The following is a 19924-nucleotide window of genomic DNA, read 5'->3' as shown; positions in this document are numbered from 1 at the left end:
TCAGCCCGCCTTCAGCCGGCCCTCGCCGTGCCCCGCCATGGTCGCGGTCACGATCCCGCCAACCGGGCGGTCGGTGGCAAAGTCGACCTCGGTGAACTGCTCGGTCCGGCCCATGCGGGGGCTTTCCATCAGCACGCGATGGGTGCGGCCCACCTGGTCGGCCAGATGGCGTTGCACCCGCGCCGTGCCCGCCGCCCGCAGCCGCGCCGCGCGATCCTTGATCGCGTTGCCGTCCACCTTGGGCATCCGTGCCGCCGGCGTGCCCGGCCGGGCCGAGTAGGGAAAAACGTGCAGCCAGGTAAGGCCGCAGTCCTCGACCAACCGCAGCGAGTTCTCGAACATCGCCTCGGTTTCGGTCGGGAAGCCGGCGATGATGTCGGCGCCGAAGGTGATGTCGGGGCGCAGCCTTCGGACCTCGTGGCAAAAGGCGACGGCATCGGCGCGTGAATGCCGCCGCTTCATGCGCTTGAGGATCAGGTCGTCGCCGGCCTGCAGCGACAGGTGCAGATGCGGCATCAGCCGCTCTTCCTCGGCGATGGCGTGCATCAGCGCGTCATCTGCCTCGATCGAATCGATCGAGGACAGCCGCAGCCGCGGCAGCGCAGGCACCAGTCTCAGGATGCGCCGGACCAGATCGCCCAGCCGCGGCGCCCCCGGCAGGTCGGCGCCCCAGCTCGTGAGATCGACCCCCGTCAGCACCACCTCGTTATACCCCCGCCCGACCAGCCGGCCGATCTGCTCGACCACCACGCCGGCGGGGACCGAGCGCGAATTGCCCCGCCCGAACGGGATGATGCAAAAGGTGCAGCGATGATCGCAGCCGTTCTGGATCTGCACATAGGCGCGGCTGCGCGTGCCGAACCCGTCGATCAGGTGGCCGGCGGTCTCGGTCACCGACATGATGTCGTCGACTTGCACCTTTTCCGTCTCGCCGACGAAGTCGGGGCCCCCCGCCAACCCCGCCCACGTCTCGGCGCGCATCTTCTCGGTATTGCCGATCACCAGGTCGACCTCTTCCATCTCGGCAAAGCGTCCGGGGTCGGTCTGGGCCGCGCAGCCGGTGACGACGATCCTGGCGGTCGGGTTCTCGCGCCGCAGCCGCCGCACCTCCTGGCGCGCCTTGCGCACCGCCTCGGCGGTCACGGCGCAGGTGTTGACGACCTGAACGTTCTCGACCCCGGCCGTGCGTGCGAGTTCTTTCATCGCCTCGGTCTCGTAGGCGTTCAGCCGGCAGCCGAGCGTGGTAAAGCGGGGCGCGGGCCGGTCCATCACGTGCCCTCCAAAAAGGCCGGGGTGAAAACGCCGTCGAAGACATGGGCGGTCGGCCCGGTCATCCACACCCCGTCGCCGCGCCAGTCGATGTCGATCTCGCCGCCGTCCAGCACGATGCGCACCCGGCGCCCGGTCAGCCCGCGCCGCGCCGCGGCCACGGCCACCGCGCAGGAGGACGAGCCCGAGGCCAGCGTGATGCCGGTGCCCCGCTCCCACACCCGCATCCTCAACCGGTCGGGGCCGATGACATGGGCGACCTGCACATTGGTGCGTTCGGGGAAAAGCGCGTGATGCTCGTGCGCCGGGCCGAACCGGCCCAGGTCGACCGCCTCGGCATCCGCGACGAAAAAGGTGCAATGCGGGTTGCCCATCCCGGTGGCCACCGGATCGCCCTCGATGGGCAGGTGCAATGTGTCCACCGTCTCGGCCAGCGGGACGCCCGCCCAGTCGACAATCGGCGCCCCCATGTTGACCGAGGTCAGGCCGCCGCCGGCATCCTCGGCGCGCAGGGTCCCCCTTTCGGTGACGAGCGTCAGCGCCACTTGCCCGGTCTCGTCCATCAGGTGCCGGGCGATGCAGCGCGTGGCGTTGCCGCAGGCGGCCGAGGCCGACCCGTCGGCATTGTAGAAGGTCAGCCGCGCGTCGGCGCCCTCGGCCGGTTCGATTACCGCCAGTTGGTCGAACCCCACGCCCCGGTGCCGGTCGGCAACGGCCGCAACAAGACCCGCGGCAAGCGGTCCCCCGCCGCCCCGCCGGTCGATCACCACAAAGTCGTTGCCCAGCCCATGCATCTTCATGAAGGCCAGGCCGTCGGAGCCGGCCATTTTGCGCATGGCAGGTGCTATACAGCGGCCGCAAACGCGAATCCAGCAGCCTCGTCAAGTTTCCGATGTTTTGCCCTTGACCGTGTGAGCGGCTTTTTCTAACTAGCAACCCTCAAGTGGGCCGTTAGCTCAGTTGGTAGAGCAACTGACTTTTAATCAGTGGGTCGCAGGTTCGAATCCTGCACGGCTCACCACTGAAACCAAGGGCTTAGCCGAGGCCGGCTGAGCCCTTTGTGTTTCTGGCCTGCCACCGGACCGGCATGAGACGCAACCCTGCCAAACGGCGGCCCTGCCCGGGCAGATGGATCAGGGCATCCCGACCACCGCCTGTGAACCGCCTGCGCAGGAACGGGCGCCCAGCCGGACGCGATGCGATTCTTTCGCCTTCGACAGGCTTCGACGCAGACTTGCGGATAGGGCGACGCCTTGGGGTGAAGATGGCCACTAGAGCGCCCCGCGCGCGCCGCGGCTCGCCCCCTCAAACTACGTCATGTTCCTGCAAGCCGAACGCTCCCGACCCCGCGTGCGTACACCCTTTCAAAACGGTCATAAAAAGTCCTATGGGCTGTTGAAGTCCCCCGCGGCTTGTCATATCTACGTCGCACTGTCGCGGGGTGGAGCAGCCCGGTAGCTCGTCAGGCTCATAACCTGAAGGTCGTAGGTTCAAATCCTACCCCCGCAACCAAAATATCATGCAAGATATCAAACACTTAGGCCGCCCTCTGGGCGGCTTTTGCGTGTCGCGTCGTGTTCCAAGCCCGTCCCGAACGCTCCCCTAAGATTCCAAAGGCTTACGACCAGCCCCGATTCCTCCGTGCAACACGGATGCGACACGGGACGGAGCCGATGTTCTGCAGACCGAGTTCGGATTTCACGAGTTCACCACGAGCCTTGCGTCGAGCTATGATCGCTGGACCAACAGCGATTTCGTTCGCCACTACTATAATGGCGGCGGGCGCGCGGTGACCCTGCTGGAGATCGGACACCTGCGAGAGATTGCCGAGCAATACGCCTATGGCGATGGGGCCGAGGGCGCGTTCCGCCGCCTCGCGGACCAGATCGCGCACAAAGCGCGCGAGTCGGGCGAGGGGTGGCTCACCTACGACTTCGGCGATGCATATGATTTCGGTGATGTCGCCTTCTCGCACGGTTATGGCGAGGTACGTGGCATCTTCGTCGGTCGCGTCGACGACCGTGGCGCGACGCTTCGGATCACTGGGGAAACCAGCTCCGAGTTCCGTGACAGCTTCGAGGACCCGCTTGATATCGGTATCGAGGCAGGCGGTACGCCGTATCCTATCACCGGCGACTGGACCGCGCGATTCTCTGCCGCGGTCATCAAGGACGCCGGTGCCAGCCAGTATGGCGCGGTCGATGCGCGATGACGTTGAGGCGGCGATCTTTTGCAGGCACGCTCGCCAGATACGTTCTGTTCGGTCTGACCGGGTTGTTCCTACTCTGGGCGTTGGTCGCAGGGTCTCTGTGGGCGATAAGCTTCCACGAGTCCGTGACCCTGCCGAGTGGGATGCAGTTGGGCCGAGAGTTCGACTGGAACCGCTACGGTCGCTGGGATCTGTTCGCGACGAACGGCCGGACCCGGCTGGCACGCGATGTCGAGTTCGTCTGCTTCAACGACCGCTATGTTTTCGTTCACTCAAAAAACCGCGAATTCACGGGCCTCTATGACGCCGAGACCGACAGCAGGGTGCCGGTGGACTACTCTGATGCGATGGACATCAGCGGCCTCGACAAACCCGGCGGCAGCTGCAACGGATACTTCACGGGCTGGGTCGGGCCCGGCCTGTTGCTTGATGATGGGCGTCCGCCGTTCGTTCCGCCGTGTGCATGGCGAAACGTCGACAACGAGGCGTTGCGCGACCGGGCGTGGTTCGAGCGCCCCTGTGCGCCGGGCCCGTGGCCTCCTGAGCGGCAATGAATACTCCGAAAATCGGATTCCCGTTCCTTCTCAATACCTTGCGTCTGCTCCGTGCGACACGCTGCCGACGTTTGGCACCCGAATTTCGCCTAACCGTCTGAAATCAAAAAGGTATTCTGGGCGCTAGGGTAGCCCTCATAACCTGAAGGCCGTAGGTTCAAATCCTACCCCCGGCAACCGGTCTTAGCGAATTCTGAACGAGATCCCGCAGCGCGCCTGGCTGGGCAGCGTCTATCATGTCGGTCAGGCGCACGTTCGGTCGCGCACCCTGGTCGAATCCGACCGGCATCCTTCGATCGGCGACATGCTACTCGTTCGTGGGCCGATCCGGTTCGATGGACACCCACCGGCAACGAGCCGCCGACCAGGTCTGCACGGGCGAAGACACCGTCGAAGTACTGACCTCCGTCCGCGAAGGCCGGCAATCGGCAGGAGGCCGCGTCGGCGTGGTCGCCGCTGTCAACGGCTGCGCCACAGGGGCGCCCGGTGGGCGGCAGTCTTGGCGCAGCGTAGCCGCGGCGCAGCATCGCGCCCTGCCAGCGCCCGACAGGGCAGAGGGCCCCCAAAGGCATCTATCTGGAAACAGTTTGTGCACGAATTGGAAACAAAATAAATTCAATTATAATAGCTCGTTAACGTGTACCCTCTCCAAGTACGAGATTCGTGTGTTTTGGGGCGGGGGGTTGCTTGAGCAACTAGGTTGCCATGCTTTTTCGAAACGATTTTGACACGATTGCCCTGGTGCGCGGCATCGAACAAAATCTGCACCTGCAATCATCGGTGGCGCGGCAGAGGTCGCAGCTTCAAAAACAACTCTTCGACAGGGCGTTCGCGGCGCTTGCGCTGCTTTTCCTGCTGCCGTTCTTCGTGGTGATCACGCTGCTGCTGCTGATCGCGGACGGGGGACCGGTGTTGTTCTCACAAGAGCGGATCGGCCAGCACGGCCGACCATTCAAATGTCTGAAGTTCCGCACCATGGTGCGTGACGCCGAGGCCCGCCTCGACGAGCTTTTGCAGGCTGATCCCGAGGCCCGGCGCGAATGGCAAACAATCCGCAAGCTGACCAATGACCCCCGCATCCACTGTATCGGTGTGATCCTGCGCAAGACCAGCCTCGACGAGCTGCCGCAATTCCTGAACGTGCTGCGTGGCGATATGTCGGTGGTGGGGCCGCGGCCGATCCTGATGGAAGAGGCCGTCTATTACGGCGCCAATTTCAAGGAATACATGTCGGTCAAGCCTGGTGTGACCGGTGCATGGCAGGTCAGCGGCCGATCCAACACGACCTTCGAAGAACGCGTCGCAATGGATGTGGACTATGTCCACAACCGGACCTTCTGGTGCGATCTCAAAATCATCTGGCGCACCATTGCCGTCGTGCTCAAGCAGCATGGCGCGCGGTAGCGACGATCTTTCAGGCGATTGCGAGGGCGGCGAGTCCGATCCAGCACAATGCGCAGCCGACCACGACAACCCGCCAGATCGTCGCCGGTCTTGCCTCGCTGGCCAGCCGCCGGCAAGGTTCCGAAGCAGTGTTCGTTTTTGCCTTCCGGTGCATTCTGCCCCGTCCAATCGTCGTCTGTGTCGCTCGCCGCAACTATTCCAACCAACCAACGGATCGCCCGCGAGCTGCTACATTAAACCTATGGCACGGTGAACTACTTCCTGATCTGTCCACAATGTGTGCACAATTAGCCCCATTGTATCAATCGTGTCTTCGGGGCATAGGCCGATCCTTGCCGAACCGCCCGCCATATCGCGCCGCAGGACCGCCAGCGCGACCCGGGCGGCGTCACGTTGAGGTCCGCGGGCGGCAATCTACCTGCAGTCCGACGTCTGCCCGGCCACTCCACGCGCGGCGCGGCAGGTCGGTGTCGAACCGGAGGATGCGTTCTGCATCGCCAAACCCGTCGACATCTCAATCACAGACGAGCGGCAAAAGCCGCGCACCCTCGGAGAGTGATCACTCGCCCCGCGCACGCGAACAACGGCTCAGCCGGATCGGCGAACTGCCCTGTGCGTTTGCGCCTGACGCGTCCAAGGCGCGCCTCGCTCGTCCGGCAGGGCTGCGGCAGACCGGGCTGCGCGCGCATCGAAGACGGGTGTTCCGCGCAAGCCGGACCTCGATGGCGGCCTTGTGGTCTTTGATCTTGTCCCGCCGCTCTTTCAGGCCGAAGGGCCACAAGGGCGCTGCGTCGTCGGCACCGAGCGCGCGCAGCGCGTATCAAGGGCGCGCCGTCATCGGCATCAGGCGGCCTCTGCCCCCTCGGGCGCCTTCGCGCCGGTCATGTAGGCGACCGCGTCGTTCATCGTGTGCTCCTTGGGGTCGATCACGCAAAGGCGCCGGCCCAGACGGTGGACATGGATGCGGTCGGCCACCTCGAAGACGTGGGGCATGTTGTGCGAGATCAGCACGATCGGCATGCCCTTGGCCTTGACGTCCCGGATCAGGTCCAGCACGCGGCGGCTTTCCTTCACGCCGAGCGCGGCGGTGGGCTCGTCCATGATGATGACCTTGGAGCCGAATGCGGCCGCCCGCGCCACGGCGACGCCCTGCCGCTGGCCGCCCGACAGTGTCTCGACCGCCTGGTTGATGTTCTGGATCGTCATCAGCCCGAGGTCAGAGAGCTTTTCGCGTGCCAGCTCCTCCATTTTTTTTTGGTCGAGCATCTTGAGGTAGCGACCCATGAAGTTGTCCTTACGGATCTCGCGCCCGACGAACATGTTGTCGACGATCGAGAGCGCCGGAGACAGGGCGAGCGTCTGGTAGACCGTTTCGATGCCGGCGTCGCGCGCGTCGAGCGGCGAGGCAAAGTTCACGGGCTGTCCCTCCAGCTCGATATCGCCCTCGTCGATCTGGATGGCGCCCGACAGCGCCTTGATGAGGGAAGATTTTCCCGCGCCGTTGTCGCCGATCACGGCAAGCACCTCGCCGGGATAGAGATCGAAGTCGCAGCGGTCGAGGGCGGTGACGCGGCCGTAGTGCTTTACCAGACCGCGGCCGGTTAGAATGGGTTTCTGTGTCATGCCGAGACCTTTCTGATCCACTGGTCGATCGCGACCGCGATGATGATGAGCCAGCCGATGGCAAAGACCTGCCAGAGCACATCGACCCCCGCCAGGCGCAGGCCCGACTGGAACACGCCCACGATCAGCGCCCCGAAAAGCGCGCCAAGGATCGAGCCGCGACCGCCGAACAGCGAGATGCCACCGATCACCACGGCGGTGATGGATTGCAGGTTGCCCTCATAGAACGCTTGCGGACTGATCGAGCCGACCCGCCCGATCGAGGCCCAGGCGGCGATGGCGCAGACCAGGCCGGCCAGCCCGTAGACCGACAGCAGGGTCCGGTCGGTGCGGATGCCAGCGAGTTCGGCGGCCTCCTTGTCGTCGCCCACGGCATAGACGTGCCGGCCCCAGGCGGTCTTGTTCAGCGCATACCAGAGCGCGACGAAGACCAGCACCATCAGGATCGAGCCGAAGGTGATGCGCGCCCCGCCGATCTCGATGACGTTGCCGAAGAACTTCAGGAACGGCGCCTGCTCGTCGAGGTCGGACGATCGGATGGACTGCGCACCCGACAGCCAGAGATTGAGCGCGTAGAAAATCGACCACGTGCCGAGCGTCGTGATGAACGGCGGCAGCTTGGCCTTGGTGACGAGAAAGCCGTTCAGAAGCCCCGCCGCGGTTCCGCCCGCGAAGGCGACGAGCAGCGCCAGCGGCGCGGGCACGCCCATCTCGATGGAAAGCTTGCCGGCGATCACCGACATCAGCACCATGATCGCGGCGACCGACAGGTCGATCCCCGCCGTCAGGATGACGAGCGACTGCGCCGCCGCCAGCATTCCGATGATCGAGACCTGCTGGATGATCAGCGTGAGGTTGAAGGCCGAAAAGAAGCGCTCGCCCGCGATCAGCCCGAAGATCCCGACCGAGACGATCAGGACGATCACCGGCACCAGCGTCGGATTGCCATGCAGGACGTGCTGAAGCGTTTCGATGGGCGTGTGGCTTCGGGCAAAGCTTGCGACGCTGCGGTCGCTCTTGGCGAGGCTTTCCTCGTAGTCCTGCCCGCCGTCCGGGGGGCTGCCGGTGTCGGTCATGATATCCTCCCTCGCCTCGCGGCACGGACGAGGCGTTCAGGTCGAGTGTAGCATGTTTGGGTCTGGTCCGGCGGGCGAGGCGCGCTTGCGCGCCCCGCCCGGTGCTCGGTTCAGCCCCAGCACTGCTCCAACGCTTCGTCAGAGCCGATCGACTCCAGCCCTTCGACCGGCTGGTCGGTGACGAGTGTCACGCCAGTGTTGAAGAAATCGAGCCCGTCGGTCGGCTGCGGCACGCTGCCGTCCTTGGCGTACTGGGCGATTGCCTCGACCCCGAGCGAGGCCATGCGCAGCGGAAACTGCATCGACGTGGCGCCGATGATGCCGGCCTTCACGTCCTCCACGCCCGGGCAGCCGCCGTCGACCGACACGATGGTCGCCTGGTCGGCGAGGCCGAAGGATTCCAGCGCCGCGTAGGCGCCGGCGGCCGCCGGCTCGTTGATCGTGTAGACGACGTTGATGCCCGAATCGACCTGGAGCAGGTTCTCCATCGCCTCCCGGCCGCCCTGCTCGTTCCCGTCGGTCACGTCGTGGCCGACGATACGGGGGTCGTCCTCGTCGCCGATATCGGTGGGGTCCTTCACGTCGATCCCGAAACCGGTCATGAACCCCTGGTCACGCAGGTAGTCGACCGAGACCTCGGACGCGTTGAGGTCGAGCAGCGCGATCTTCGCATTCGCGGGGTCGTCGATCGTCGCCCGTGCCCACTGGCCGATCAGCTCGCCGGCCTTGAAGTTGTCGGTGGCGAAGGTGGCGTGGGCGGCGTCGGCGGGCTCGAACGGTGTGTCTAGTGCAATGACGAGCAGCCCCGCATCCTTGGCCTGCTCGATCACCGGCACCAGCGCGCGGCTGTCGGACGGCGTGATCAGGATACCCGAGGCGCCTGCTGCGATGCAGCTTTCTACCGCGGCGATCTGGGTTTCCACGTCGCCGTCCAGCTTGCCGGCATAGGTGTTAAGCTCGATCCCGAGCTCGCCGGCCTTTTCCGAGGCGCCTTCCTTCATCTTCACGAAAAAGGGGTTGGTGTCGGTCTTGGTGATCAGGCAGGCGAGCACGTCGTCCTGCGCGCTTGCGCCGCCGGCGCCGAGCGTCAGGGCGAGCGCGGCGGTGCTCGCAAGCGCAATGGTCCTGGTCATTTCTTGTCTCCTCCCATGGGGCGCCCGTCTTTCGGGCGCGCGCATTGTCGATCTCGCGTCGAGGTGCCGCGCATGTTTACGCCGGCCCTGAGCGCAAGAGTGACGCACGGAACGGGAGCTGTCAATAAATAACTCACTCTTATTTACTATTGACCGCCGAGCCCGCTCGGAGCAGGATCACCCTTGCCGAGGACGGGAGGCGCCGATGAACCGACAGGAAGATGCTACCCGAGAGGCCGATCTTCCGCGCGCCGGGATTCGCGGCACGAACCAGAGCGGCATGCGGGCGCATAACGAACGCCTGGTGCTGACCCTCCTGCGCCGCAACGGGCCGCTTGCCAAGGCCGAACTCGCCCGCCTCACCGGCCTGTCGGCGCAGACCGTTTCGGTGATCATGCGCGCGCTTGAGGCCGACGGCCTGATCGCCCGCGGCGAACCGCGCCGCGGCCGCGTCGGCCAGCCCTCGGTGCCGATGCATCTGGTCCCCGATGGCGCCTACTTCCTCGGCCTCAAGCTGGGGCGGCGCAGCCTGGAGCTTGTCCTCGTCGATTTCCTCGGCCAGGTGCTGGGGGCGGAGTACGAGAGCCACCGCTTTCCCACTCCGGCCAGCGCCGTTGCCTTCATACGCCGCGCGGTGCCCGCACTGACGGACGGAATGTCCCGATTGGAACGCGACCGGATTTCGGGGCTGGGCATCGGGCTGCCCTTTCACCTTTGGGACTGGGCCCAGCCTCTCGGCGTCCCGCCCCGCGAGATGGCGGTCTGGCGCGACGCGGATCTGCGCGCCGACATCGCCGCCGAAGTGCCCTTCCCGGTCTTTCTGGAAAACGATGCCTCGGCGGCCTGCAACGCCGAAATCGTGTTCGGCAACCTCACCGGCCCGGACGGGCTGCGGGACTTCGTCTACGCCTATATCGGCTATTTCGCCGGCGGCGGCCTCGTGCTCAACGGCCGGCTTGTCACCGGGCGCACGGGCAATGCAGGCGCGCTTGGGTCCATGCCCGTGCCCGCGATGGCCGGCGGCAGCGTCCAGTTGCTGGAGGTCGCCTCGCTCTCTGGCCTCGAAGCCATGCATGTGGCACGGGGGCAGGCCGCCGCGGCGATGTGGGAGACACCCGAGGACTGGGAGATGGCCCCGGACGTTCTGGCGCTCTGGATCCGCAACGCCGCTTCGGGCCTCGCCCATGTCGCGGCCTCGGGCGCCGCCCTGCTCGATCTGGAGGCGCTGGTGGTCGATGGCTGGATGCCGGCAAGCCTCCGGCATCGGCTCATCGCCGAAACCGAGGTCGCGCTTGCCCGCATCGACCTGTCCGGCACGACGGCGCCCGACGTTGTGGCAGGCACGATCGGCCCCGGCGCACGGGCGCTCGGCGCGGCATCGGTACCGCTTTCGATGCGGTTTCTCGTCGATCCCGCCGCGCTCGGCACCACCGGCTGACGATTTCAACAGCGACGCCCGCAGGGCGATATGCGTCTTCCTGGCGGGAGCGGGGTATTCCTCGGTGCCGGCGGCTTTGACGCGCCCCAATCGCCTCGGCGACGAGGGCCTGTCCCGTGGGGGGCCGTCACCGCGATGCCGCTCGCCCTGACCACACCCTCAGGTGCGCCAGGGCCTTTACCGTCGCCGCGAGGACCAGTCCGCAGAGCACCGCCTTGGACAGCGTTTCCATCGTCCCCTCGATCAGAAGCGCATGCACCACGCTGCCCAGCACGATCACCAGTGCCAGCGACGTATGCGCGACACGCCACGTTCGCCAGCGCAGGCGCACCCGGCGGCGGAGCCCGGCCAACAGCGCCGTGGCAAAGAGTGCCCACATGGCGATCACGCCCCATGCGGAGAACGGCGTCGGCGATCTGAAAAGTAGCACGTCGACCACATCCGGCGGGCTGGTGATCCAGAGGCCCGCAACATGGATGACGACGGCCGCAACGAGCATTGCGCCGATCCAGCGATGGACGCGCCGCCCGCGCAGAGCAGCGAGGCCCGGCAGGTATCCGGCGGCCAGCAGCGGCTGCACCAGCAACAGCGCCATTGCCACGATCCCGGCAAAGCCGGCGGTGATATAGACCGGATCGCGCCAAGCCAGCAGGGGGCTCATCGCAGCCGCCGCGATCGGCACGGCCAGCGCGATCGACAAGGCGGCCCAGATCAGCGCCGCCCGGACCCGGCGCATCGGTTTCGTCGCCAAAACGGTCAGGCCGGCTGAAGGACGAAATGCGCCTCGAGGCTGGTGTCTTTCGAGCTTGCCATCACGGGGCGCAGGAAGACCGTTTCGAACTCGCCGCTGTCATAGGCAAGGTGGCCGTGCGCCTGCCCGAAGGCGGGCACGATCTGCGGCATTTCCAGGCGGAACACGCCGTTTGCGTCGGTCAGCGTGGCGCCGTGGCTGTGCCAGTCGCGCTCGTGCCCCTCGGTCGTGTGCGCCCAGATCTGGATGCGTTGCCCGGCAAGCGGTGCGCCATCGCCCGCGCGGCGCACGGTGCCCGACATCCAGAAGCCGCCGCCGCCGATCCGGTCCACGATGGGCGCGTCGGGACGGTAATTGTTCGACCCGCCCCGCATCGAGCCCGTCGGCGCAAGCCCCCGCGCCCGGGCAGGGACAAGAAGACCGGACATCACGGTGGCCGCGGCGGCGCCGCCAGCGGCAATCAGGGTTCGGCGATTGAACAGAAAGGACGTCATCTGAATTTCTCCCATCGCGCGTGCAGGCGCTCGTTCGACAAGGACCGCATCGGAAACTTAACACGGACGATGGAGTGCCCGCGACCAAAGCCAACCCGAAAGAGGCGGAGGACGCAGTAAACTGTGCCCACGATGTCGTGAGGAAGCGGGCCAGCGCCGGCCTTGTGGCGCCACGGCAAACGGTGTTTCCGAGACCGGGCGCAACACGGTGGCACCCTCGGCCGATGCGCCGGCCGGGTTTGCGAAAACAGGCATTTCTGGGCGGTCATTGCCCTCTAATCGGACGGGCGGCTTCCCGGCGCCGGCCTTGGTGCGCCACGGCCCGTCACCCGCAGGCGATGCGCGCCAGCACCTGCGCCACGATCCCGGCGGTCTCGTCCCAGGTCGGAAGCATGGCCCCGTGACGTGCCGATGCCGCCGCGATCCTGGCGCGGGCATTCGGGTCGGCCAGCACGCGGCGCAGGGCCCAGGCCAGGCCGGCGGCATCGTCGGGCGGCACCAGCAAGGCGGCCTCGGCCGGGACGGTGTCGGCGACGGCACCGCCGCTGCATCCCACGATCGGCAGGCCATGGACCAACGCCTCGGCAAAGACCATGCCGTAGCCTTCGTACCGTGTCGCCAGCGCGAAGACCGCCGCCTGAGAGAAATGCCGCCCTAGGGTGTCCTCCGCCACCTGCCCGGCGAAGCTGACGCGCCCGTCCAGCCCGAGCGCGGTTTGCAGGGAGCGAAGATCGGCCGCGCAGGCGGGATCGGGCGAACCGCCGACGATCACCGCGCGCCATGGCAGGTCCGCGACCTCGGCCAGCGCCCGCAGCAGCACGTCATGCCCCTTGCGAGGGACCAAGAGGCCGACCGACAGGATGAGGGGCGGGCCCGGCGCGGCCGCCTCGGGCCCCGCCTCGGGGCGCGTCACGCCCGGCGGGGCCACGGTGATGCGCGCCGCCGGTACGTCGTAGTCGGCGGCCAGCGTCCGGGCTGTCTCGGCGCTGGGCACGATGACATGGGCCGCGCGGGCGAGATTGGCCCGCTCGACCCGGTAGAGATGGGCCGCACGCCCCGGCGCCAGCCCGGTCTCCAGCGCAAGCGGATGGTGCGTCACGGCGACGAAGGGTGCGCGAAGGCGTGCAAGCTGCGCAGGATCGGTCGCGCCGGGCAGGAATCCGTCCAGCAAGACCGGCGTTTGGGGGGCGAGCGCGGCGAACGCGTCGCCGGTCACCTGCATGTCCTTTGGCGTCGGGTCCGGAAAGCTGCCCGGAAGCGCCAGGTGCGCCACGTCCCAGCCGGCGCGCCGCAGCCCCAGCAAAAGCTGCTTTTCATAGATGTAGCCACCGGTGACGCTATCGAGGTCGCCGGGGACCGCGAAAACAGCCTGTCGGCTCATTTCCGCTGTATCCTTGAGCAATGCGCCGCCGACCAAGGGCCCGGTCTGCCGAGACACGAAGATTTCACTGGACCTCCGCCCGTTTGAAGCCAATTCCGCGTGTTGATAAATTAACCAGAGGCCCAACGCCAATGCTGCGCAATCACCATCTTTCCGCGCCGAGATTCCCGACCGTGCTGGCGCAGCATCGCCCGGCCCCGGAGGCGCGCCGCCTCGTTCGTCGCCGCCTGCTTGTCCTCGCGCTGAACCTCGTGACCATGGCGGCGCTGATCGCGGGCATGGCCGCGATCCTGTCCCATGGCGGCCTGCTGGTTGCAGAGTGGGTCATGCTGGCGGCCTTTGCCGTGACCCTGCCGTGGCTCACCATCGGGCTGTGGAACGCGATCATCGGCTTTGCACTCGACCTGCGCCACGGGGCGCGCGCGGCCGAGGTCGTCGCCCCGGCGATCGGCCGGATCCGGGGCGGCGAACCTGTCGCCGCGCGGGTCGCCCTGGTCATGCCGCTGCGCAACGAGGACCCCGCCGAGGCGCTGGACCGGTTCCAGGCGATCCAGGCCGATCTGGGCAGCACGCCCTGGGCGGGGCGCTTCGATTTCCACGTGCTGAGCGATACCGACTGTCCCGAGACCGCCCTGCGCGAAGAGGCGCTGGTGGCGCGCTGGCGGCAGGCCGCGCCCGGGGTCGCCATTGCCTATCGCCGGCGCAGCGACAACGCCGGCTTCAAGGCCGGCAACATCGCCGAATTCGTCCACCGGACGCAGGGCGATTACGACTATTTCCTGCCGCTCGATGCCGACAGCACGATGGGGGCGGACACGATCCTGCGCATGGTCCGCATCATGGAGGCCAGCCCCGAGATCGGCATGCTGCAAAGCCTGGTCACCGGCCTGCCGTCGCAGAGCTTTTTCACCCGCGCCTTTCAGTTCGGGATGCGCCACGGGATGCGGTCCTACACCCTCGGCTCGGCCTGGTGGCAGGGCGATTGCGGGCCCAACTGGGGCCATAACGTTCTGATCCGCATGACGCCGTTCGGCGACCACTGCATGTTGCCGGTGCTGCCGGGGCGCGGGCCGCTGTCGGGCCACATCCTCAGCCACGACCAGGTCGAGGCGGTGCTGATGCGGCGCGCGGGCTACGAGGTGCGCGTCCTCGCCGAAGAGTCCGAAAGCCACGAGGAAAACCCGCCCAGCCTCGTCGATTTCATCCGGCGCGATCTGCGCTGGTGCCAGGGCAACATGCAGTATTTCCGCCTGCTCGGGCTGCCGGGTCTCAAGCCGCTGAGCCGGTTGCAGCTCTACCTCGCGATCCAGATGTATCTGGCCGCGCCGGCCTGGATGGCGTTCATCTTTCTCGGCGCGGGGCTGGCCGCCTGGCCGCAGCAATTCTCGGGCGTCTCGATCTGGCTCGGCCTCGGCTTCTTCGCGCTTCTGATGAGCATCAACCTTGCGCCGAAGTTGATGGGGCTTGGGCAGATCCTCGCGCGGCGGAACCGCGCAAGCGCCTATGGCGGCCGGGCCCGTGTCGTGGCGGGCGGCCTTGCCGAAATACTGTTCTCGATGCTCATCGCGCCCGCGGTGGCACTGGCGACAACGCGGTTCATGGCCGGGCTTGCCTTCGGCCGGCGCGTCGGCTGGCCGGCGCAGCAGCGCAGCCGCGCGCGGCTGACCTGGGGCGAGGCGGCGCGCACCCTTTGGCCGCAAACCGCAGTCGGGGTCGCGCTCGCCGCTTGGCTTGCTGCCCTGGCCCCGTGGGCGCTGTGGTTCGCAGCACCTTTCCTGCTGTCGCTGACCGGCGCGATTCCCGTTGCCGTCATCTCGACGTGGCCCGGTCTCGGGGCGTGGTCGCGGTCGGTGGGGCTGTTCGACATTCCCGAAGACCGCCAGCCCGAGCCCCCGGCGGCGCCGCGCGGGGTTGTGGAGACGGCCGCCTGACAGCGGCGGGCGTGGCTCAGGCCCTTGGCGTTTTCCAGGGCTGCGACTTGACCCAGCCGATGCCGTAGGCCGCGCCGACAAGCGCGGCCAGCCCGGCCAGGTTGGCGAGGGCGATGCTGGCCGCCGTCCGGCCGCCGAGGTCGAGCGTAAAGCCGATCAATGGCGCCAGCGCCATCGAGAAAACGAAGATCGCCAGCGACTGCTGCCCCACCCGCGCCGTCACCGCCACGATCCCCCGCCATGCGCGGGCCGGCACGCCATGTCCCGACGGAGACAGCCGGGCGCCGCGCGGCCCCACGGCGACCCAGGCCAGGTAGGCCAGCGCCAGGAAATGCAGGTAGCGCAGGATGCCGAATTCCGTCTTGCGCCGGAACTCGAAGATCTTCGGATAGGTCTCCATCGCCCAGTCGGCGGCGGGCATCCAGAGCTGCTTGAGCAGCGTCACCATGTGGGGCGAGGATAGCGGGCTGGTCAGAACCAGAAAACCAACCGCCCCCCAGACCAGCCCGCGCCGGACGGGTGGGGCGGGCAGCCAGCCGGCAAGAAACGCAAAGCCGGTGAAGAACAAAAGCTGCCACCCAAAGGGGTTGAAGAACCATTCCCGGTCAGACCAGGGCTCGGCCGGCAGCCCGAGAAACCCGAAATTGCAGGCCAGCCAGAGCCCCGCGCTTGCGCCCATCGCCAGCCGGGGATGGACACGTGCAAGCGCCACGATCACCGGCATCAGCGCAAGGATGCCCAGATACATCGGCAGGATGTCGAAATAGTTCGGCACGTAGGTCAGGGTGAATAGGCCGACGATCTGCGGGATCGGGTCGTCGAAGAACGGCCAGAGGTTCAGCCGCCCGACATAGGATTTGTCGACCGCGCCGATCAGGTCGAACGCCGCCATCATCATCGCCACGAAGATGAACAGTCCGATATGCGCCCAGTAAAGCTGCCAGATCCGGTAGGCCGTCCGCGCCGCGCCCATCGGCCAGCCTGCGCGTTCGAAGGTGCGCCCGAAGGACAGCGCCGAGGCCATGCCCGAGCAGAACACGAAGATCTCGGTGGCATCCGAGAAGGTGAACCGGCCGATCGTCCAGCGCCCCCAGGCGTTTCCGGGGATGTGGTCGATGAGGATGATGAACATTGCCAGACCGCGGAACAGGTCGATCCGGATGTCGCGCCCGCCCGCCGGACCGGGCCGAGCTGTGTTGCCGGACGGGCTCATGCCAATTGCTCGCTGGCATAGACCGACAGTACGCGGCGCTCTGCCGCCGCGACCGCCGCGTAGCCCGCGCAGGACAAGAGCGCGAGCAGGACAAGCGCGCTCCACAGCATGCCGTAGTCGGACACCGAGGCCGACAGCGCCATCAGGCTGCCGATACCCGCCCCGGTGGCCAGCCACTCGACCACGGTCACGGCCAGCACTGCCGCCGGCACCGCCATCCGCGCCGCGGCAAAGAAGGCGGGCAACATCGCGGGCAGCTGGACGTGGATCAGCCGGTCGAGCGGGCCGGCGGCATAGCTGTCGAACACGTCCAGCACCTGCCCGGGCGCCTGGCGCATCCCGTGCAAGCAGGCCACGAAGGTCGGAAAGAACACCATGATCGCCACCAGCGTGACCGTCCCCGCCGCGCCGCGCCCCAGCAGCAGAACCACCAGCGGCGCGGTGGTCACGATCGGCACCGAGCGCAGCGCGATGGCGACGGGCATGGCGATGCCGGCAAGCGCGGGCCGCAAAACGAGGATCGCGGCCAGGCCGGCCCCGAGCGCAAGCCCGGCGAGATAGCCCGGCACCGCGTAAAGCGCCGTCTCGGCCAGCGCCGCGCCCAGCGTTACCCGGTGCATCGCAGCGTGCGGATCGGTGAAAAGGAAAGCCAGCACGTCGCCCGGCCGCTTGCCGAAAAAGGGCGAAACCCCCGCAGCCTCGAACGCGCCCCACCACAAGATCACGGCCAGCCCGCCGACGGCGGCGGCATTGGCCAGCGCCGCGTGCCAGCCATTGCGCGGCCGCCCCGCCGAGTGCCGCGGGGGCGCGAGGATCAGGGGTGGCGGGTCGCGCAGCACCATGCGGGCGATCCGGCGCACGGCGGCATAGACCAGGATCGAGACGGCGGTGGCCACACTCGCCAGCGCCCAGGTCGCCTCGACATCGAGCGCGCGCATCGCCCGGATCGCCAGCACGCCCATGCCGCGCTCGGCCCCGGTGAACTCGCCCACCATCGCGCCCAGCACCGCGGCGGGCGCGGCGATCTGAAGGCCCGCGAACAGGTAGGGCAGCGCCGCCATCGCCCGGACATGGACCAGCATCGCCATCGGTCCGCGCCCGTAGCTGCGCACGAGGTCGAACCATGTGGCCGGGGCGGCGCGCAGGCCCACGAGCAGCGGGATGAGCGTGGTGTAGTAGACGGCCAGCGCGGCCAGCGTGATCTGCGGGCCCAGACCGGGGCCGAAGAACACCCTGAGGATCGGCCCGGTGGCGACGATGGGCAGGCAGAAGACGAGAAGCGCCAGCCCCGAAATCGCGCGCTCGGCCCGAGGCAGGATCAGCGCCAGCGCGGCCAGCGCGATGGCGGCGAGATTGCCGATGACGAAGCCCGCCGCCGCCTCGGTCAGCGTCACTTTCAAAGCCCGCCACATGAGCCCGGCATTTGCAGCAAGATAGGTCAGCACATCGGTCGGACCGGCCAGCAGATAGGCGCCCGCCAGCGCGCGGGCGGCAAGCTCCCAACCCAGGATCACGAAGAAGATGCCGAGGGCCGTCCGGCGCCCGCCGGCCGGTGCGCTCGTTGCCGTGGAGGCGGGCGCGCTCATTGCGCCGCGAGAGTGTCGGGGGCCTCGGCGATGCCGCGGGCGAGCGCGCCCGAGACCGTCTGGGCCAGGTCAAGGAAATCGGCGCTTGCCGTCATCGCAACGCTCCGCGGCTGAGGCAGGTCGACGGCGATATCCGCGACCAGCGCGGCTGGCCGGGGCGAGAAGACCAGGACGCGGTCCGACAGCAGGATCGCCTCGGTTACCGAGTGGGTGACAAGAAGCGTGGTCGTGCCGCGCGCTTGCCATATCCGCGGCAGGTCCTCGGCCAGTTGCCGCCGGGTGAGTTCGTCCACCGCCCCGAACGGCTCGTCCAGCAACAGCAGTTCCGGCCCGGTGACGAGGCAGCGCGCGATGGCGGCGCGCTGGCGCATCCCGCCCGAGAGCGCCGCGGGCCGGGTATCGGCAAACCCCTCAAGGCCCACCAGCCGGATCAACCGGTCGACGGCGTCCGCATCGGCGGGCTTGTGCGCCAGTCGCAGCGCAAGGCGGATATTGCCGCGCACCGTGCGCCAGGGCAAAAGGGACGCGTCCTGAAAAGCGATCGCCAGCCCGGCCCGGCGGCGGATCTCGGCCGGGGGCGCGCCGCCGATGGTCACCTCGCCGCCGGAGGGCGGCTCCAGCCCGGCGATCATCCTGAGGATCGTCGACTTGCCGCAGCCCGACGGGCCCACCAGCGCCGTGGTGCGGCCGGCCTCGAAAACCGCATCGAGCGGGCGCACCGCCTCAACCCCGCCGGGGAAGGTTTTGGCGAGACCGCTACAGCGCAGCTCGGGCGGGCTTGTGTCAGCCGCCATGGACCTCCTCGAGGATCGACCGGTCCCACAGGTCCGGCGTCACGTCGTGGCCGAGCAGCGCCAGCGTCTCGGTATTCTCGGCGACGGTCTCGTCGGTCCACCAGCCGAAACCCTGTCGGTCGGTCAGATCGGAAAACATCAGCGGCACCTGCCGTTGCGCCTGCAGCCTTTGCGTTTCCAGATCCAGCCCCGCATCGGGAAACATCTCGACCGTCAGCGCCGCCGCGGCATCGGTATCGGCCTTGTAGGTCTCCCACCCCCGGACCTCGCCCGCCATGAGCGCCACCAGGTCGCCGCGCCGGGTGGCGAGGCTTTCCTCGGTGGCGATGTAGGTCTGCGAATGCAGCGCGTAGCCGTGATCGGCCATCAGCATGGTCTGGCTTTCGACGCCCTGCATCGCCATCGCCACGGGCAGATCGGTTTCCCAACACAGCAGGCAGTCGACCTCGCCGGCCAGCAGGGGCGCGGCGGAATACTGCGTCGGCACGATCTCGATGGTGTCGATGTCGACACCGTTGAGCTGGCACAGCGCGCTCAGCACCGGCGTGTTCGCAATGGCCATGCCCAGCCGCTTGCCCGGCAGGTCGGCGGGGGCATTCACCGGGTTGCCGGGCAGCGAGGCGATCACGAAGGGGTTTTTTTGCATCGCCACGGCGATGATCCTGAACGGCGCGCCCTGCGCGACCGCTGCGGCGGTGTAGTCGGCCGCAGAAATGCCCACCAGCGCGGTGCCCGAGACCACCGGCGGTTCGACCGGCGCGTTCGGGCCGCCGGGCGCCAGCGACACGTCGAGGCCGAGATCCTGCCACCAGCCGTTTTGCCGGGCGATGTAGCTGCCCGCGAATTGCACCGAATGCAGCCAAGAAAGCTGCAACGTCACGGCCGTCTGCGCCTGCGCCCGTCCGGGCAGGAACCCGGCGGCCAAGGCGCCGAGCCCCGCCGCTCCGGCGCTCAGCGCCGCTCGTCGGGTCAGAAATCCTCGTGTCATCAACGATCTCCCAATTTCATTTACATCTTAGGCGAAGCGCCGCCACGAACAAGGCGCGGCCACGGGCGACGGCGCGTTCA

At 67.6% G+C, this 19924-nt stretch carries 17 protein-coding genes and 2 tRNA genes; 7 read left to right on the top strand and 12 right to left on the bottom strand.

The window, feature by feature from the left end; genetic code table 11:
* Both mtaB and dapF read right to left on the bottom strand, forming a co-directional pair.
* Window positions 1-1269 carry a tRNA (N(6)-L-threonylcarbamoyladenosine(37)-C(2))-methylthiotransferase MtaB gene (gene mtaB, locus Ga0609869_RS05780; protein ID WP_125405713.1) on the bottom strand — a complete coding sequence of 423 codons (1269 nt, stop codon included), beginning with the start codon at window positions 1267-1269 and terminating at the stop codon, window positions 1-3.
* A complete protein-coding gene (gene dapF / locus Ga0609869_RS05775; RefSeq protein ID WP_125405716.1) occupies window positions 1269-2105 on the bottom strand; it encodes a diaminopimelate epimerase in 837 nt (278 codons plus the stop codon). The genes mtaB and dapF overlap by 1 nt, the downstream gene beginning before the upstream one ends.
* A 109-nt stretch (window positions 2106-2214) precedes the next feature.
* On the opposite strand from dapF, the gene Ga0609869_RS05770 reads away from it, so the two are divergent.
* The 5 genes from Ga0609869_RS05770 to Ga0609869_RS05750 all read left to right on the top strand — a co-directional run bounded on the left by Ga0609869_RS05770 (window position 2215) and on the right by Ga0609869_RS05750 (window position 5436).
* Window positions 2215-2290 (top strand) — tRNA-Lys (locus Ga0609869_RS05770).
* A 414-nt stretch (window positions 2291-2704) separates the two neighbouring features.
* Window positions 2705-2781: transfer RNA gene (locus tag Ga0609869_RS05765), tRNA-Met, on the top strand.
* 277 nt (window positions 2782-3058) lie between these two features.
* A complete protein-coding gene (locus tag Ga0609869_RS05760) occupies window positions 3059-3481 on the top strand; it encodes a hypothetical protein (protein ID WP_125405719.1) in 423 nt (140 codons plus the stop codon).
* Window positions 3482-3603: 122 nt separating this feature from the next.
* Window positions 3604-4032, top strand: a complete 429-nt coding sequence (locus Ga0609869_RS05755) for a hypothetical protein (protein ID WP_125405721.1) — start codon at window positions 3604-3606, stop codon at window positions 4030-4032.
* A gap of 705 nt (window positions 4033-4737) precedes the next feature.
* On the top strand, window positions 4738-5436 hold the full coding sequence (locus tag Ga0609869_RS05750) for a sugar transferase (protein WP_125405724.1): 699 nt from the start codon (window positions 4738-4740) through the stop codon (window positions 5434-5436).
* Window positions 5437-6279: 843 nt separating this feature from the next.
* On the opposite strand, the gene Ga0609869_RS05745 is transcribed toward Ga0609869_RS05750, so the two are convergent.
* The 3 genes from Ga0609869_RS05745 to Ga0609869_RS05735 form a co-directional block, all read right to left on the bottom strand.
* On the bottom strand, window positions 6280-7059 hold the full coding sequence (locus tag Ga0609869_RS05745; RefSeq protein WP_125405727.1) for an ATP-binding cassette domain-containing protein: 780 nt from the start codon (window positions 7057-7059) through the stop codon (window positions 6280-6282).
* Window positions 7056-8135 (bottom strand): ABC transporter permease, encoded by a 1080-nt coding sequence (locus tag Ga0609869_RS05740; RefSeq protein WP_125405729.1) that lies wholly within the window; start codon window positions 8133-8135, stop codon window positions 7056-7058. Before Ga0609869_RS05740 ends, Ga0609869_RS05745 begins: the two co-directional genes overlap by 4 nt.
* A gap of 110 nt (window positions 8136-8245) precedes the next feature.
* A complete protein-coding gene (locus tag Ga0609869_RS05735; protein WP_125405731.1) occupies window positions 8246-9268 on the bottom strand; it encodes a sugar ABC transporter substrate-binding protein in 1023 nt (340 codons plus the stop codon).
* A gap of 205 nt (window positions 9269-9473) precedes the next feature.
* Here Ga0609869_RS05735 and Ga0609869_RS05730 point away from each other — a divergent pair, with 205 nt between their 5' ends.
* Window positions 9474-10706 carry an ROK family transcriptional regulator gene (locus Ga0609869_RS05730; RefSeq protein WP_245972288.1) on the top strand — a complete coding sequence of 411 codons (1233 nt, stop codon included), beginning with the start codon at window positions 9474-9476 and terminating at the stop codon, window positions 10704-10706.
* Between the two features lie 127 nt (window positions 10707-10833).
* Here the strand turns inward: Ga0609869_RS05730 and Ga0609869_RS05725 are convergent, their stop codons facing one another.
* The 3 genes from Ga0609869_RS05725 to Ga0609869_RS05715 all read right to left on the bottom strand — a co-directional run bounded on the left by Ga0609869_RS05725 (window position 10834) and on the right by Ga0609869_RS05715 (window position 13332).
* Window positions 10834-11442, bottom strand: a complete 609-nt coding sequence (locus tag Ga0609869_RS05725) for a ferric reductase-like transmembrane domain-containing protein (protein WP_125405734.1) — start codon at window positions 11440-11442, stop codon at window positions 10834-10836.
* A 20-nt stretch (window positions 11443-11462) separates the two neighbouring features.
* Complete coding sequence (locus Ga0609869_RS05720; protein WP_125405737.1) at window positions 11463-11951, bottom strand: peptidase associated/transthyretin-like domain-containing protein; 489 nt, start codon at window positions 11949-11951, stop codon at window positions 11463-11465.
* A gap of 325 nt (window positions 11952-12276) precedes the next feature.
* Window positions 12277-13332 carry a glycosyltransferase family 4 protein gene (locus tag Ga0609869_RS05715; protein WP_125405739.1) on the bottom strand — a complete coding sequence of 352 codons (1056 nt, stop codon included), beginning with the start codon at window positions 13330-13332 and terminating at the stop codon, window positions 12277-12279.
* Window positions 13333-13463: 131 nt separating this feature from the next.
* Between Ga0609869_RS05715 and mdoH the strand changes: the two genes are divergently transcribed.
* The gene (gene mdoH / locus Ga0609869_RS05710; protein ID WP_125405742.1) at window positions 13464-15263 is read left to right on the top strand and encodes a glucans biosynthesis glucosyltransferase MdoH; all 1800 of its coding nucleotides are present in this window, start codon (window positions 13464-13466) and stop codon (window positions 15261-15263) included.
* A gap of 16 nt (window positions 15264-15279) precedes the next feature.
* Here the strand turns inward: mdoH and Ga0609869_RS05705 are convergent, their stop codons facing one another.
* From Ga0609869_RS05705 to Ga0609869_RS05690, 4 genes are read right to left on the bottom strand one after another with little or no spacing between them, the layout of a single operon-like run.
* A complete protein-coding gene (locus Ga0609869_RS05705) occupies window positions 15280-16476 on the bottom strand; it encodes an OpgC family protein (RefSeq protein WP_125405745.1) in 1197 nt (398 codons plus the stop codon).
* Window positions 16473-18062 (bottom strand): ABC transporter permease, encoded by a 1590-nt coding sequence (locus Ga0609869_RS05700; protein WP_125405748.1) that lies wholly within the window; start codon window positions 18060-18062, stop codon window positions 16473-16475. Before Ga0609869_RS05700 ends, Ga0609869_RS05705 begins: the two co-directional genes overlap by 4 nt.
* On the bottom strand, window positions 18059-18856 hold the full coding sequence (locus tag Ga0609869_RS05695; protein ID WP_125405751.1) for an ABC transporter ATP-binding protein: 798 nt from the start codon (window positions 18854-18856) through the stop codon (window positions 18059-18061). The genes Ga0609869_RS05700 and Ga0609869_RS05695 overlap by 4 nt, the downstream gene beginning before the upstream one ends.
* Window positions 18846-19844: an ABC transporter substrate-binding protein gene (locus Ga0609869_RS05690; RefSeq protein ID WP_125405753.1), complete on the bottom strand. Its 999-nt coding sequence runs from the start codon at window positions 19842-19844 to the stop codon at window positions 18846-18848. Before Ga0609869_RS05690 ends, Ga0609869_RS05695 begins: the two co-directional genes overlap by 11 nt.
* Between the last annotated feature and the right edge of the window lie 80 nt (window positions 19845-19924).

The sequence above is a fragment of the Rhodovulum iodosum genome, from assembly GCF_041020385.1.
Classification (GTDB): domain Bacteria; phylum Pseudomonadota; class Alphaproteobacteria; order Rhodobacterales; family Rhodobacteraceae; genus Rhodovulum; species Rhodovulum iodosum.
The sequence above is the reverse complement of the archived record's forward strand: the minus strand, read 5'-3'. Positions and strand labels throughout refer to the sequence as shown.